The organism is Brevundimonas sp. SL161 (assembly GCF_049896985.1).
Taxonomy (GTDB): domain Bacteria; phylum Pseudomonadota; class Alphaproteobacteria; order Caulobacterales; family Caulobacteraceae; genus Brevundimonas.
The window spans coordinates 1-13,888 of the sequence record NZ_JAFCVJ010000002.1 but is presented as its reverse complement, the minus strand read 5'-3'; the positions used below and the strand labels follow the sequence as shown (position 1 = coordinate 13,888).

The 13,888-nt window shown below is 66.7% G+C and carries 15 protein-coding genes and 2 pseudogenes; 14 read left to right on the top strand and 3 right to left on the bottom strand.

Going from position 1 to position 13,888, the window contains the following annotated elements; all coding sequences use genetic code 11:
* Positions 1–163 precede the first annotated feature (163 nt).
* Positions 164–751, top strand: coding sequence for a glutathione S-transferase family protein (locus ACP7AU_RS02455; protein ID WP_426037405.1), 588 nt, complete (start codon positions 164–166; stop codon positions 749–751).
* Positions 752–917: 166 nt separating this feature from the next.
* Here the strand turns inward: ACP7AU_RS02455 and ACP7AU_RS02450 are convergent, their stop codons facing one another.
* Entirely contained in the window at positions 918–2,270 is a 1,353-nt protein-coding gene (locus tag ACP7AU_RS02450) for a M28 family metallopeptidase (RefSeq protein ID WP_426050436.1), read from the bottom strand.
* Between the two features lie 98 nt (positions 2,271–2,368).
* Between ACP7AU_RS02450 and ACP7AU_RS02445 the strand changes: the two genes are divergently transcribed.
* The 13 genes and pseudogenes from ACP7AU_RS02445 to ACP7AU_RS02385 all read left to right on the top strand — a co-directional run bounded on the left by ACP7AU_RS02445 (position 2,369) and on the right by ACP7AU_RS02385 (position 12,544).
* Positions 2,369–3,043, top strand: coding sequence for a nitroreductase family protein (locus ACP7AU_RS02445; RefSeq protein ID WP_426050435.1), 675 nt, complete (start codon positions 2,369–2,371; stop codon positions 3,041–3,043).
* A 29-nt stretch (positions 3,044–3,072) separates the two neighbouring features.
* A complete protein-coding gene (locus ACP7AU_RS02440; RefSeq protein ID WP_426050434.1) occupies positions 3,073–4,134 on the top strand; it encodes a S1/P1 Nuclease in 1,062 nt (353 codons plus the stop codon).
* A gap of 6 nt (positions 4,135–4,140) precedes the next feature.
* Positions 4,141–4,902: pseudogene (locus ACP7AU_RS02435) on the top strand (RNA methyltransferase); the annotation flags it as partial.
* A gap of 10 nt (positions 4,903–4,912) precedes the next feature.
* Positions 4,913–5,017: pseudogene (locus tag ACP7AU_RS02430) on the top strand (hypothetical protein); the annotation flags it as partial.
* A 27-nt stretch (positions 5,018–5,044) separates the two neighbouring features.
* Positions 5,045–6,151, top strand: a complete 1,107-nt coding sequence (locus tag ACP7AU_RS02425) for an S-(hydroxymethyl)glutathione dehydrogenase/class III alcohol dehydrogenase (protein WP_426050433.1) — start codon at positions 5,045–5,047, stop codon at positions 6,149–6,151.
* 61 nt (positions 6,152–6,212) lie between these two features.
* A complete protein-coding gene (locus tag ACP7AU_RS02420) occupies positions 6,213–6,596 on the top strand; it encodes a VOC family protein (protein WP_426050432.1) in 384 nt (127 codons plus the stop codon).
* Between the two features lie 33 nt (positions 6,597–6,629).
* Positions 6,630–7,463: an S-formylglutathione hydrolase gene (gene fghA / locus ACP7AU_RS02415; RefSeq protein WP_426050431.1), complete on the top strand. Its 834-nt coding sequence runs from the start codon at positions 6,630–6,632 to the stop codon at positions 7,461–7,463.
* Complete coding sequence (locus ACP7AU_RS02410; protein WP_426037421.1) at positions 7,460–7,690, top strand: hypothetical protein; 231 nt, start codon at positions 7,460–7,462, stop codon at positions 7,688–7,690. The genes fghA and ACP7AU_RS02410 overlap by 4 nt, the downstream gene beginning before the upstream one ends.
* 741 nt (positions 7,691–8,431) lie before the next feature.
* The gene (locus ACP7AU_RS02405; RefSeq protein WP_426050430.1) at positions 8,432–9,046 is read left to right on the top strand and encodes a superoxide dismutase; all 615 of its coding nucleotides are present in this window, start codon (positions 8,432–8,434) and stop codon (positions 9,044–9,046) included.
* Positions 9,047–9,160: 114 nt separating this feature from the next.
* Positions 9,161–10,087 carry an MBL fold metallo-hydrolase gene (locus ACP7AU_RS02400; RefSeq protein WP_426050429.1) on the top strand — a complete coding sequence of 309 codons (927 nt, stop codon included), beginning with the start codon at positions 9,161–9,163 and terminating at the stop codon, positions 10,085–10,087.
* A gap of 150 nt (positions 10,088–10,237) precedes the next feature.
* The gene (gene rpsD / locus ACP7AU_RS02395; protein ID WP_292152148.1) at positions 10,238–10,855 is read left to right on the top strand and encodes a 30S ribosomal protein S4; all 618 of its coding nucleotides are present in this window, start codon (positions 10,238–10,240) and stop codon (positions 10,853–10,855) included.
* A gap of 127 nt (positions 10,856–10,982) precedes the next feature.
* The gene (locus ACP7AU_RS02390; RefSeq protein ID WP_426050428.1) at positions 10,983–12,068 is read left to right on the top strand and encodes a WD40/YVTN/BNR-like repeat-containing protein; all 1,086 of its coding nucleotides are present in this window, start codon (positions 10,983–10,985) and stop codon (positions 12,066–12,068) included.
* Positions 12,069–12,154: 86 nt separating this feature from the next.
* Positions 12,155–12,544: a hypothetical protein gene (locus ACP7AU_RS02385; RefSeq protein ID WP_426050427.1), complete on the top strand. Its 390-nt coding sequence runs from the start codon at positions 12,155–12,157 to the stop codon at positions 12,542–12,544.
* Here the strand turns inward: ACP7AU_RS02385 and ACP7AU_RS02380 are convergent.
* The gene (locus tag ACP7AU_RS02380; RefSeq protein WP_426050426.1) at positions 12,541–13,614 is read right to left on the bottom strand and encodes a sensor histidine kinase; all 1,074 of its coding nucleotides are present in this window, start codon (positions 13,612–13,614) and stop codon (positions 12,541–12,543) included. The genes ACP7AU_RS02385 and ACP7AU_RS02380 overlap by 4 nt on opposite strands.
* A gap of 104 nt (positions 13,615–13,718) precedes the next feature.
* On the bottom strand, positions 13,719–13,888 hold a 170-nt coding region (locus ACP7AU_RS02375), incomplete at its 5' end, for a transposase (RefSeq protein ID WP_426050551.1).

Here is a 13,888-nt window from a genome sequence, read left to right as displayed (position 1 = left end):
CGGGCCTGTGGCGAGAATGTGTCGAATGCCCCGCTGCGACCGTCTGTCCCCATGCGTGCATGGATCAGTCAACCGTTGCCTGAGATAAGCGGAACGGGGGTTGGGCAACGTCTGCAATCGCGATAGCAGTATAGCCGGATCAGAAATCCTTTGCTGGGATGAGATGCTTACTGTTCATGGAGATATTCGCTCAGGCAACTGCTTGAAGGTCAAGTGGATGCTGGACGCGCTCGGGCGTGATTATCAATGGGTTGAGGTTGATATCATGTCGGGTGGGAGCCGGACGCCGGAATTTCTCCTGCGGAATCCGTTCGGTCAGGTCCCAACCCTGACGCTGGAGGACGGCCGGACCCTGGCTCAGTCGAACGCCATCCTGTTGCATCTGGTCGAGGGGACGGCCTGGATCCCGGCCGACGCCTGGGAGCGGGCGAAGATGCTGGAGTGGCTGTTCTGGGAGCAATACAGCCACGAACCCTATGTCGCGGTGGCCCGGTTCCAGCGGGTCTATGCCGGCAAGACCGCGGACGAAGTCGAGCCGCGCCTGATCGAACGGGGGCATGCGGCGCTGGCGCGGATGGAAACGGCTCTGGCCGGGACGGACTGGCTTGCGGGCGGGCAGGCGGCGACCGTCGCCGACCTCGCCCTGGTCGCCTATACGCGCGTCGCCGACGAAGGCGGGTTCGACCTGTCCGCCTATCCGAACGTCAGGGGCTGGATCACGCGTGTTGAGACGGCGTTCGGGATCAAGTGATCCTTCTCCCCTTGCGGGAGAAGGTGGCAGCCGAAGGCTGACGGATGAGGGGTCACGCAGGCGGATGAAGTGAAGCTCGAAGCGCGGATCTTTGGCGTCAGCACGACCCCTCATCCGACTTCGCTGCGCTCAGCCACCTTCTCCCGCAAGGGGAGAAGGGAAGAGACTACTCCGGCCGACCACCGTCCGACCACTCAGGCGTGAAGTCGCCGTCGGCCATGGCTTTGAGCGGTTCGACCAGGGACTGGATGGCGTTGGTCATGAAGGGGATGTCGAGGTTCTCGATCGTGTCCTCGGCCGTGTGATAGGTCGGAATGGTGGCCCAGCCCGAGATGGTGTGGGCGACGATGCCCTTCAGGGCCAGGGCGTAGTTGTCCGAGCGCTGGAAGAAATTCTGTTCCGGATAGGGGTCGGGCCCCACCAGGGCGCCGCGCTCCTTCAGGGCCGCGCCGAAGTTGGAGCGCTCGAAGCCGGTCATCATCATCACCCCCGCAGGCAGCTGAGGATCCTGATCGCCGATCATCTCGATCTCCAGGTTGGCGGCGATGTCCTCCAGCGGGATGGGCGGGTGGTCGACGAAGTAGCGCGAACCAAGCAGGCCGGCTTCTTCGGACCCATAGGCGACGAACATGATGCTGCGTTCGTGCGGCCCCGAGGCGGCGAGGGCGTTGGCCAGTTCGATCACCGCCACCGTGCCCGAGGCGTCGTCGTTGGCTCCGTGCATCACGACGCCGTCCGAGCGGACGCCGATGTGGTCGAGGTGGGCCGAGACCATCAGGACGCCGGTCGAAGGATCGGTTCCCTGCAGCCAGCCGATGGCGTTTGAGGTGAAGCCTTGCTGCACCTCCGACGGACCAGGATCGTAGGAGGCTGTTCCGCCAGCGGACGCGAGACGGTCATAAGCCTCGGTCGCCAGGACCAGGACGACCGGCCCGACGCGCGGCGTGGCGTCGGCGAGGCGGATAACTGGATCGCGCGAACCGCCGTCGCCGGTGGCCGCGGCGAGCGCCTCCGTCCTGCGCAACAGGATCAATCTCGCGCCGCTGCGCATGGCGGCGCCGAACAGGGCGCGCACTCCCGGACCCTCGGCCGGGGCGATCATCAGGGTCTCGCGCCCGGAGGGCAGGGCGGCCGGGTCGGCGGCGACCGTCACGGCGCCCGAGGCTGCGTTCAGCCCGCCCGTCAGGATGGCGAAGTCGGCGCCCTGGTTCAGGGTGCTTCCGCCGACAGTCACGGTCGCGGCGCCCGAAGGCGTGGTCTTCACCACCGGGGCGCGCTGCACGAAGCCGGTCATTCCCGGAGCCGGGGTCAGGCCGGCGAGGCGGAACTGGGCGGTGACATAGGCGGCGGCGATGGCCTCGTCGCGCGTGGCGCTGCCCCGGCCCTGCAACTCGTCTCCGGCCAGAAAGCCGATGTGGGCGGCGACCGCGTTCTGGTCGATGACCGGCGTTTGTTGCGCCACCGCGGGCGCGGCGAGCAGGGCGATCAGAGAGACGGCGGCGAACGAGAGACGTTTCATGACGAGCCCCAAAAGAACAGGCGCAAGGCGTAGGGGGCTGGTCGCCTTGCCGTCAAGCCGGGTGGAGCTTCGGCCTGTCAGCCGCTAGGGTTTGCCGCATGAAGGATCATCTCGCGACGCCTCTCCCCGGCTATCCCGACATCGACGACGCCGAGTGCCTGCGAAGGGCCGAACGTTTTCACGGGATCATGACGGGTCGCAGGACAGTGCGGGAATTCTCGGACCGGCCGGTCGACCGGGTGGTGGTGGAAAAGGCGATCCTGACGGCCGCCTCGGCTCCGTCAGGCGCCAATCACCAGCCGTGGTTCTTCTTCGTCATCGAAAGCCCCGAAACCAGGGCGCGCATCCGCTCGGCGGCGGAGGCGGAGGAGCGCGACTTCTATGAGACGAAGGCGCCGCAGGAATGGCTGGACGCCCTGGCGCCGCTCGGCACCGATCCGGACAAGGGCTTTCTGGAGGTCGCGCCGGTCCTGATCGCCGTGTTCGGCCAGAAGCGCGGCGGGCCGCGCCCGGGTGACGCCAAGAAGAACTACTACGTCCCGGAGAGCGTTGGCATCGCCACCGGCTTCCTGATTGCGGCCCTGCATCACGCCGGCCTCGCGACCCTGACGCACACGCCCGCGCCGATGAGTTTCCTGTCCGAAATCTGCGGGCGGCCGGAGGGCGAGAAGCCCTTCCTGCTGCTGGTGGCGGGTCACCCGGCCGCCGATGCGACCGTGCCGCTGGCCGCGCTGGACAAGAAGCCGCTGGACGCCGTCGCGGCGTGGATTTAACGGCGGGGCATCCCAGCCGGAGCCCCGCCATGAAGCGCCCTTCCCTCAAGCATCTGGCCCTCGTCGCCGCCGCCGCCCTGATCGTCGGAGCCGGCGGCGTCTTCACCGCCACCCGGGTCGATGCCTGGGGCGCGACCGGCCACCGCACCATCGGCGTCGCCGCCATGCGCGGCCTGTCCGACGAGCTGCCGGCCTTCCTGCGCAATCCGGGCGCCGTGGCCGAGGTCGGCGAACTGTCGCGCGAGCCCGACCGCACCAAGGGCGCCGGCCAGCCGCACGACCGCGAGCGCGACACGGCCCACTTCGTCGACCTGGACGACAACGGTCATGTCATGAACGCCTCGGGCCCGACCCTGTCGGAGCTGCCGCAGCTGAAGAGCGAATACGACGCCCTGCTGGCCGCCTCGGGCATCGAGGTCAACGACGCCGGCTACCTGCCCTATGCGATCATGGACGGCTACCAGCAGCTGGCCCGCGACTTCGCCACCTGGCGCGTCCTGAACGCGGCCGAGGCCCGCGAGCTCGATCCCGGCAAGCGCGCCTGGTACCGCGAGGACCGCCTGCGCCGTGAGGCCTTGATCCTGCGCGACATCGGCTACCTGTCGCACTACGTCGGCGACGGCTCGCAGCCGCACCATATGTCGATCCATTACAATGGCTGGGGCGACTATCCGAACCCGGAGGGCTTCACCAACGCACGCAGCACCCACGGCGCGTTCGAGGGCGGGTTCATCCGTCGCAACCTGCGCCTGGACGCCGTCGAGGCGGTCATGCCGGCCCCGAATCTGGACGGCTTCGACCTGCGCGCCCGGACGGCGACCTATCTGAACACGACCCTGGCCCAGGTCATTCCCTTCTACCGGCTGGAAAAGACCGGCGCCTTCGCGGCGGATGCCGAAGGCGCTGTTCTGGCGCCGGGCGCCGAGTTCGCCACCACGCGGATCGCGGCGGGTGCGGCCGAACTGCGCGACCTGATCACCCTGGCTTGGCGCGACGCGGGCACGCAGTCGATCGGCTGGCCGGCGGTCAAGGTGGCCGAGGTCGAGGCCGGCACGGCGGACCCGTGGCTGGCCATGATCGGCGAGGACTGATCCGGTTTGACCGAGCCTACGCCTCCCGTCGTCATCCTCGACCGGTCCCAGATGGCCGAGAACATCGGCGCGGTCGCGCGGGTGATGGCGAACTTCGGGCTCGATGAACTGCGGCTGGTCAGCCCGCGCGACGGCTGGCCCCAGGATCGCGCCTGGCCCCTGGCCTCCGGGGCCGACTGGGTTCTGGACGGGGTCCAGGTGTTCGACAGCGTGGCCGCCGCCGTCGCCGACCTGACCACCGTCTTCGCCACCACCGCCCGCCCGCGTGAGACCCGCCAGCCGGTTCGGACGCCGCGCGCGGCCTCGCGCGTCCTGTATGATGACGCCGCCTCCGGTCTGGGCGTCGGCCTTCTGTTCGGCAGCGAGCGGGCCGGGCTGGAGACCACCGACATCGCCCTGTGCCAGGGCATCGTCACCATCCCCATCGACCCGCGCCACCAGAGCCTGAACCTGGCCCAGGCTGTGGCGATCAACGCCTATGAGTGGCGCACCCTGGTGCTTGACGCCCCGCCGCCGAACTTCCGCGAGGGTGAGGCGCCGGCGTCAGGCGACCTCCAACTCGGGATGTACGAACATCTGGAGCGCGAGCTCGACGCCGCCGGCTTCTTCCATCCGCCCGAGAAATTCCGCTCCATGAGCCAGAACCTGCGCGTCATGCTGGGCCGCTCGGCCTTCAGCGCGCAGGAGGTCGCCACCTTCCGGGGCGTGATCACCGCCCTGTCGAAGGGGCGCGGCCGGGTGCTGGAAAGGCTTGCGCGCGAACAATCCTCCCCCGTAGGGGGAGGGGGACCGCGAAGCGGTGGAGGGGGCCCACCCCAAACACCGCATCTGGGGCAGGCCCCCTCCGTCACGGCGCAAAGCGGCGCCGCGCCACTTCCCCCGACGGGGGAGGAATAACCAGGAGCTACCGATGAAAACCCGCGCCGCCGTCGCTTTCGAGGCCAAACGTCCGCTTGAGATCGTCGAGGTCGATCTGGAGGGTCCGCGCGCCGGCGAGGTCCTGATCGAGATCAAGGCGACCGGCATCTGCCACACCGACGCCTACACGCTGGACGGTCTGGACTCCGAGGGCATCTTCCCCTCGATCCTGGGCCACGAGGGCGCGGGCATCGTCGTCGAGATCGGCGCGGGCGTGACCAGCTTGGCGGTCGGCGATCACGTCATCCCGCTCTACACGCCGGAATGTCGCCAGTGTAAGTCTTGCCTGAGCCGCAAGACCAACCTGTGCACGGCCATTCGCTCGACCCAGGGCAAGGGCGTCATGCCCGACGGCACCTCGCGCTTCAGCTACAAGGGTCAGGCCATCGCCCACTACATGGGCTGCTCGACCTTCTCGAACTTCACCGTCCTGCCCGAGATTGCGGTGGCGAAAATCCGCAAGGACGCGCCGTTCGAAAGCGCCTGCTACGTCGGCTGCGGCGTGACCACGGGCGTCGGCGCAGTGGTCAATACGGCCAAGGTCGAGCCGGGCGCCAACGCCGTCGTCTTCGGCCTGGGCGGTATCGGTCTGAACGTTATCCAGGGGCTGAAGATGGTCGGGGCCGACATGATCGTCGGCGTGGACATCAACCCGGACAAGGAAGAGTGGGGCCGCCGGTTCGGGATGACCCATTTCGTCAATTCGAAGGACACGCCGGACGTCGTCGCCCATCTGGTCGCGCTGACCGGCGGCGGGGCCGACTACACCTTCGACTGCACCGGTAACACCACAGTGATGCGCCAGGCTCTGGAGGCGTGCCACCGGGGCTGGGGCGAAAGCATCGTCATCGGCGTGGCCGAGTCCGGCAAGGAAATCTCCACCCGCCCGTTCCAGCTGGTCACCGGCCGCGTCTGGCGCGGTTCGGCCTTCGGAGGCGCGCGGGGCCGCACCGACACGCCCAGGATCGTCGACTGGTACATGGACGGCAAGATCGAGATCGACCCGATGATCACCCACACCCTGCCGCTGGAACGGATCAACGAGGCCTTCGACCGGATGCATTCGGGCGAGAGCATCCGTTCGGTCGTGGTGTTCTAGGGCTTGCGCTGCAACGGTAGTTGTTTAAAAAAACTGACCTGACACCGGGAGAGGGAAAGCCATGTTCACCCATATGACTGTCGGCGCGAACGAAATCGAGGCGTCGCGCCGGTTCTATGATGCGGCGCTCGGGGCGCTGGGGATCGATGCGTCGAGCGGCCCGGACGCCAAGGGGCGATTCTGGTGGCGCACGCCGCGCGGGGCCTTTGCGGTCTGCAAGCCCATCGACGGCGAGGCGGCCTGTCACGCCAACGGCGGCACGATCGGCTTTGCGGCGAAGGATATGGAGGCGGTCGCCGCCTTTCATGCCGCAGGGATCGCGGCCGGCGGTACGGCCATTGAGGACCCGCCCGGCCCGCGCGAAGGGCCGTTCGGTACGCTGAACCTGGCCTATCTGCGCGATCCTGCGGGCAACAAGATCTGCGCCATGCACCGGGCCGGCTAGCTCCGGCTCGCCGCGAGGTGTTATCCGGGCGGCATGGAAGTCCTCAAGACCCACGCCGTTTACGGCGGCACCCTGCGTTACCTGCGCCACGACAGCGCCGTGACCGGCACGCCCATGACCCTGTCGGTCTACGTTCCGCCGGGCGAGGGCCCGTTCCCTGTGCTGATCTGGCTGTCGGGCCTGACCTGCACCGAGGACAATTTCACCAGCAAGGCCGGAGCATACGCCTCCGCCGGGGAACATGGCTTGATCATCGTCGCGCCCGACACCTCGCCGCGCGGAGAGGGTGTGGCCGACGACCCGGCCTATGACCTGGGCCAGGGCGCGGGCTTTTATATCGATGCGACGCAAACGCCTTGGGCGAAGCATTTCCGCATGGAAACCTATGTCGTCGAGGAACTGATCGCCCTGATCGACGTCGAGTTTCCGACGACGGGCACGCGGGCGATCAGCGGCCATTCGATGGGCGGACACGGAGCGCTGACCCTGGCGCTGCGTCACCCGGAGCTGGTCCGATCCGTCTCGGCCTTCGCACCTATTTCGTCGCCGACGCGCTGTCCCTGGGGCGAGAAGGCGTTCACCGCCTATCTGGGCGAAGACCGAGCCGAATGGGCCAAACACGACGCCGCTCTTTTGATCGAGGCCGGTACCGCGCGCGGACATTTCGGCGACATCCTGATCGACCAGGGTGACGCCGACCCCTTCCTGGTCGAACAGCTGAAGCCCGAGTTGCTGACTGCCGCGGGTGAGGCGGCGGGGCAGGCGATCCGCCTGCGGATGCAGCCGGGCTACGACCACTCCTATTTCTTTATGGCCAGCTTCATCGCGGACCATGTCGCCTTCCATGCGGAAAGACTGAAACTATGACTGACGCGACCTATGACGACCTGTTCGCCGCCCTGTGCAACGAGCTGGGCCACTGCCTGCACGACAAGGGTCAGAAGAAGGTGATCGCCGCCCTGCCGTCGGGGCTCGATGCGACGGTGAAGGTGGTGCTGGAGGCTGACGGGGTCGATTTCCTCAACGCGCCGGGCAGCCTGAAGCGGGCGGTGCGGGACTGCCTGAAGGCCAATCTCCCGGCGGAGGCCGTCTAGACGGGAAAGGGCGTGATCGCGCCGGAGCAGAGACGTTCTTCGACCCGATCATGGATCTTGCACCGCAGCCGGCGCCGGTTCCGCAGCGTATCGTGCAGTGCGTCGGCGACGCACAAAATCTGGTCGTCTGCCATGAACTCGGCCGCGTAGAGAAGTTCATGTCGCAGGGCGTCAAGCGCGTGCCGGCTGAGTTTCGGCGGGGCGCAGGCAGGAGGGGGCGTAGGCGAATGTCTGTCCCATCGGGTGACATCTCCTTCCACACGTATCAAGGGTCGCGGGGAATAACCGTTCCCCGGCAAGATGCTTAAGCGGTCGGCGAGGCGCAGGGAGCGGCGGCGAGGCGGCGGGCGAGGTACGACGCCAGACCAAGTCGTTCAGCCACCGGCGTCGGAGGCTCGGGGTCTGCCGCGGGCCCGTTCTCTGTATCGGTCTCGGGTGTGCGAGGCTTCTTGTCTAACATCGCAAGACAAGATGCGATCGCGGTGAGAAATTTGACGCCATTCATCGACATCGGGGCGATTTTTCGTTCGTCGTTCTCTTTCGAGTTTGGATAGAAGATGAGATGTGCATCCCGGGGTATACCCGTTCGGAAGAACAACTGGTGAGGAATACCATTGTTCCGTCTTTTGTTTCCGATGTCGTACGCAAACAGGCTGTTTTTCTCTGCCCAAGCCTTTGGTGGCGGACACCGGACGCCTACATACGCGTCACCGATACATCGAAAACAAGGAGCCTCTCCCCATGGCCTTCACCCTGCCGCCGCTGCCCTACGCCTATGATGCACTGGAGCCCGCCATCGACAAGGAGACGATGACCTTCCACCACGACAAGCATCACCAGGCCTATGTCGACAACCTGAACAAGGCCGTCGACGCCGATGCGAGCCTGCAGGGCAAGTCGCTGGAAGATCTGTTCGCCTCGATCTCGACCGCGCCCAAGGCCGTGCGCAACAACGGCGGCGGTCACTGGAACCACGCCCTGTTCTGGGAACTTCTGGCCCCCGCCGGTCAGGGCGGCGAGCCCTCGGCCGAACTGGCCGCCGCGATCGATCGCGACCTGGGCGGGCTCGACAAGTTCAAGGATGACTTCAACGCCGCCGGCGCCGGCCAGTTCGGCTCGGGCTGGGCCTGGCTGATCGTCCAGGACGGCAAGCTGAAGGTCACGTCCACCCCGAACCAGGACAACCCCCTGATGGATGTCGCCGAACAGAAGGGCGCGGTCGTCCTGGGCGCCGACGTCTGGGAACACGCCTACTATCTGAAATACCAGAACCGCCGTCCGGACTACCTCAAGGCCTTCTGGACCGTGGTGAACTGGAAAAAGGCCAACGCCCTGTTCGCGGCCGCCTCGGCCTGATCGGGCACTTTTGCAACAGGCGGCGGGTCGTGAAAAAGCTTCACGATACGCCGTCTGGCGCCTTGCGCGCGCCGACCTATCTGCGCTGAGCCGTTCGCTCGCCCCGAGGACATCATGACCACCCAGTTCAAGCTCGCCGCCGCCTTGATCCTGTCCGGGATGATCGTCGCCGGATGCCAGAAACCCGCCGAGAAAGCCGATGCGCCCGTTGCTCCGGCGGTGCAGTCGGCGGCCAGCGTCGATGTCTATCCCTTCACCATCGGCACGCTTCAGGCCGTCGCGCTGAAGGACGGCGACCTGACGCTGGACAACGCGGCCGGCTCCAGCCCCTGGAGCGACACGGCCGGTGTCGCCGAAGCGTTGCGTCCGACGGGCGATGCCGAGATCCATCTGTCGATCCAGCCGCTGCTGATCCGGGGCGATGACAAGGTCGTGCTGATCGACACCGGCGCGGGCGGCGGCATGGGCACAGCCAACAAGCTGCCGGCCTCGCTGGCGGCGGCCGGGGTCCAGCCGGCCCAGGTGACCGACATCCTTATTTCGCACGGCCATGGCGACCACGTCGGCGGTCTGGTGTCCAACGGCGCCCTCGCATTCCCGAACGCCACGATCCGGATGAGCGCCGCCGAATGGACCGCGCTGCAGGCCGACGCCGCAGTGGCCGCCCTGATCCCGATCATCACGCCCAGGGTAGAAGCCTTCGAGCCCGGCGCCCAGGTGACGCCCTCGATCACCGCCGTCGCCCTGCAGGGCCACACGGCCGGCCACACCGGCTATGAGATCGTCTCCGGCCAGGACCGGCTGCTGTATCTGGGCGACGCCCTGCACAGTTCGATCATCTCGGTCGAGCGGCCCGAGTATATGAACCAGTGGGACTTCGATTCCGACGCCGCCATCGCGACGCGGCTGGCGGTGCTGGGGCGGGGCGCGACGCAGTCCCTGCGCGTCTATGGCGTCCACTTCCCCTACCCGGGCCTGGGCAAGTTCCAGCGCCGGGCGGACGGCTTCATCTGGGTTCCGGAAACACCGGCCCAGCCTTGACTCCACAGGGCGGGGAACGCATAAGCCGCCCCTTCACGTGCCTGACCCTGGTCCGGCGCGAGAATTGACTACGGACGATGCGTGGACCGCCGTTGAGATCGTCCCTCCATTCGCGGAGGGGCCGGGCCGCATCATTTAAAAGAGAACACAATGTCGAAGCGCCATAGCGCCAAGTATAAAATCGATCGGGCCATGGGTGAGAACCTGTGGGGCCGCGCCAAGTCGCCGGTCAACAAGCGTTCCTACGGTCCCGGCCAGCACGGCCAGCGCCGCAAGTCCAAGGTCTCCGACTTCGGCCTGCAACTGAAGGCCAAGCAGAAGCTCAAGGGCTACTACGCCAACCTGACTGAGAAGCAGTTCCGCAAGACCTATGACGAGGCCGCTCGCCGTAAGGGCAACACCTCGGAAATCCTGATCGGCCTGCTGGAAGCCCGTCTGGACGCCACGGTCTATCGCGCCAAATTCGTGCCGACCCCCTGGGCAGCCCGTCAGTTCGTCAACCACGGCCACGTCACCGTCAACGGCAAGAAGGTGAACATCGCTTCGTATCGCCTGCGCGTCGGCGACGTCGTCGAGGTCAAGGAAAAGTCCCGCAACATGGCGCTGGTGCTCGAAGCCCAGCAGTCCGGCGAGCGCGACATCCCCGACTACCTGGAACTGGGCGACCGTGGTTTCTCGGTCCGCTTCGTCCGCTTCCCCGAACTGGCCGACGTGCCCTTCGCGGTGAAGATGGAGCCGAACCTGGTCGTCGAATACTACTCTTCCTGATCGTTCTACGATCTGGACTGGAAAGGCCCCGGAGCAATCCGGGGCCTTTTTCGTGCGCGGATTACAGACTGTTCACTTGCCGTCGGACGTAAAGCACGCTTTCCATGTCGCTTCCACGGGGAGAGGCATGATGGATCGCAGGCAGGTGCTGGCCGCAGGCGTGGTCATGGGGGCCTTGCCGGGCTTGAGCTGGGCCCAGGCGCTCGAGCCCGCGTGGATCAAGCTGCCGACCGAGCCCTATCGCGGCAAGCAGGACGACGTGGTCTTCGTCGACGCCCTGACCGGCTGGTACGGCAATGGCGCGGGCAAGCTGTTCAAGACGACGGACGGCGGCCAGAGCTGGACGCGGATCCTCGACAGGCCCGGCACCTTCGTGCGGGCGCTCGGCTTCGTCGACGCCGACCTGGGGTTCTTGGGCAATATCGGGCCGGACTATTTCCCCGGCGGGACGGATGCGACGCCGCTTTATCGGACCCGGGATGGCGGCGCGTCGTGGGAGGCAGTGACGATCGAGGGGCCGGCGGTGACCGGCATCTGCGCCATCGATGTGCACAAGGCGTCGTTCATCAATGCCGGTGTTCTCGGCCATCGGGTCACGATCCGCGCGGGCGGACGGGTCGGAGGCCCGGCTCTGCTGGCCACCTCGCGCGACGGCGGCGAGACCTGGACCTCGGAGGATCTGTCCGCCCTGACGGCGATGATCCTGGATGTGCATTTCGTCGACGAACGGATCGGCTTCATCTGCGGCGCGTCGGACACCAATGTCGAACAGTCCCACGCGGTGGTCCTGCGGACCGCTGACGGCGGCCGGACCTGGGCACGGGTCTATGAGGGCTCACGGCCGTTCGAACTGACGTGGAAGATGGCCTTCCCGACCGAGAGCACCGGCTACGTGACGGTGCAGAGCTACAATCCGGATACGACCGTGTCGCAGCGGGTCTTCGCCAAGACCACTGACGGCGGCCTGACCTGGTCGGAACTGCCGCTGATCGACAATGCAGCGGTTCGCGAATTCGGCATCGGCTTCGTGGACGAGAATCGCGGCTGGATCGGCGCAGTTCCAAACGGGTTCGAGACCCGGGACGCCGGGGCGACCTGGGCCCCGGTCGCCATGGGTTTGGCGGTCAACAAGGTCCGGATCGTACCGAACGGGGACGGGGTGGCGGTGTTCGGCATCGGGGTCGAGCTGCATCGGCTCGACCTGCCGGGGTGACCGGCTCGCCCTATCGGCGAAAATCAGGTGCGGAAACGGCCGAATTGGGCGATGGTGGTGGCCAAGGCTGTTCAAGGACCCGGGACATGGTGCCGATCCGCACGTTCGCACTGATCGCGGCAGCCGCGCTGGCGACGTCCGGCTGCGCCTGGTTCCAGCGAGATACGCCAATGCAGACGGTCGCCATGCCGGGTGAGCTGGAACCGATCCACGCCGCCGCGATCACGCGCGACCTGGCCGTGTTCTGGGTCAGCTCGAACGGCTGCACCGACAAGTCCGACCTGCGGCCGGTCGTGGACCACATGGGTGCCGACTCGACCATCACCCTGCGCCGCATCGAACAGGACGATTGCGAGACCCCGTTGGCCGACGGCGTCGAGTTGATCTGGTCGTTCGAGGAGCTGGGCCTGATCCCCGGCTCGCGGGTGTCGGTCAACAACCCCTATCAGCTGCCGTCGACAATTCCGACGACCTAGGCGGCGGCGCCGCTGCTGGCGGCGAGCGAAGGGGTCTCGACGGCCGCGAGCGGGCTGTGGATCAACGAGATGACGACCCCACGGCCTGGACTTTCCACCTGGATACGGGCCTGAAGCTGCTTCGCCAGGGTCTCGACGATGCTGGTGCCCAGGCCGGGCGTTGTGCTCGCCGCGTCCTTCGGCATACCGACGCCGTCGTCGCGGACCGTCAGGGTCCAGTTGCGGCCGTGGCTTGAGTATCCCACCACGATCGTGCCGGATCGGCCGCCCGGGAAGGCGTGCTTCAGGGCATTGATCACCAGTTCGGTGACGATCAGACCCAGGCTGACGGAGACGTCGGCGCTGGTGGCGCTGTCGTCGGCCTCCACTCGCAGCGACAGGCGCGTGGGGTCATGGATCATCGACGCCGCGATGCTCTTGCACAGTTGGGTGAAATACGGGGCCAGTTCGACCTCGCCGAGACGGGAGGTCGACAGTTGCTGTTGCAGGGCGGCGACCGACAAGACGCGGCTGTGGGCGTCCGTAAGTTGGACGCGCGTCTCGTCCGAGGTGGTCTTCCTGGCGCTCTGCAGGATGACGCTGGCGATGATCTGCAGGCTGTTGGCGGCCCGGTGCTGCAGCTCCTGCAGCAGGATGGCCTTTTCGCGCAGCAGGTCGTCCTTCTGTTTCTCGCCCTCGCGCGCGGCCGTGACGTCCTCGACGGTCAGCAGAAGGCGAACGGGCTGGTCGTCCGCAAGGACCAGCCTTTGCGCCTTGATGACCAGCTTGCGCACACCCTGGCGCGGATCCTTCATGTCCATTTCATAGGCGTCGATGTCGGCGTCGCCTGAGGCCGTGGCGTCCAGCAGCACGCGAAGCTGGGGCTCGTTCCATTCCCCGGCGCCGATCTCGTCCAGGAAGCGGTCGACGATGCGGTTCGGGTCGATGGCGAAGACGCGGCAGAAGGAGGTGCTGGCGGCGATGACCTTCAGCGATTGGTCCAGCATCAGCAGCGGCACCGTCGAGGAGCCCACTACGGCAAGCGCGAGGCTGAGGGGGCCGTCGGGATGCAGCGGCGGGTGGGCAGCCATCGCTGACCCTCCAGGTGATCCGGAGGCTCGCGGTGCGAAAGCCATACCCGGCCGAATTGTCGAGGAAGAGGCTCAGGCCACATCGCCTAAGTCGGAAAATCAACTTAGGTGGTGTGGACAAAGTGTCTGATCCACAGTCGGATGGATGCGACGACGACGAAGCCGAGGAAGCTGTCGGCGGTCTTGTCGTATCGGGTAGCCAGTCGTCGGCTGTGTTTGAGCTTTGAGAAGCATCGCTCGACGAGGTTTCGCAGGCTGTAGATGTGGCCGTCGA

Coding starts and splice junctions, on each gene's coding strand:
- ACP7AU_RS02455 (WP_426037405.1), top strand. CDS start 164: ATGCTTACTGTTCATGGAGATATTCGCTCAGGCAACTGCTTGAAGGTC.
- ACP7AU_RS02450 (WP_426050436.1), bottom strand. CDS start 2,270: ATGAAACGTCTCTCGTTCGCCGCCGTCTCTCTGATCGCCCTGCTCGCC.
- ACP7AU_RS02445 (WP_426050435.1), top strand. CDS start 2,369: ATGAAGGATCATCTCGCGACGCCTCTCCCCGGCTATCCCGACATCGAC.
- ACP7AU_RS02440 (WP_426050434.1), top strand. CDS start 3,073: ATGAAGCGCCCTTCCCTCAAGCATCTGGCCCTCGTCGCCGCCGCCGCC.
- ACP7AU_RS02425 (WP_426050433.1), top strand. CDS start 5,045: ATGAAAACCCGCGCCGCCGTCGCTTTCGAGGCCAAACGTCCGCTTGAG.
- ACP7AU_RS02420 (WP_426050432.1), top strand. CDS start 6,213: ATGTTCACCCATATGACTGTCGGCGCGAACGAAATCGAGGCGTCGCGC.
- fghA (WP_426050431.1), top strand. CDS start 6,630: ATGGAAGTCCTCAAGACCCACGCCGTTTACGGCGGCACCCTGCGTTAC.
- ACP7AU_RS02410 (WP_426037421.1), top strand. CDS start 7,460: ATGACTGACGCGACCTATGACGACCTGTTCGCCGCCCTGTGCAACGAG.
- ACP7AU_RS02405 (WP_426050430.1), top strand. CDS start 8,432: ATGGCCTTCACCCTGCCGCCGCTGCCCTACGCCTATGATGCACTGGAG.
- ACP7AU_RS02400 (WP_426050429.1), top strand. CDS start 9,161: ATGACCACCCAGTTCAAGCTCGCCGCCGCCTTGATCCTGTCCGGGATG.
- rpsD (WP_292152148.1), top strand. CDS start 10,238: ATGTCGAAGCGCCATAGCGCCAAGTATAAAATCGATCGGGCCATGGGT.
- ACP7AU_RS02390 (WP_426050428.1), top strand. CDS start 10,983: ATGATGGATCGCAGGCAGGTGCTGGCCGCAGGCGTGGTCATGGGGGCC.
- ACP7AU_RS02385 (WP_426050427.1), top strand. CDS start 12,155: ATGGTGCCGATCCGCACGTTCGCACTGATCGCGGCAGCCGCGCTGGCG.
- ACP7AU_RS02380 (WP_426050426.1), bottom strand. CDS start 13,614: ATGGCTGCCCACCCGCCGCTGCATCCCGACGGCCCCCTCAGCCTCGCG.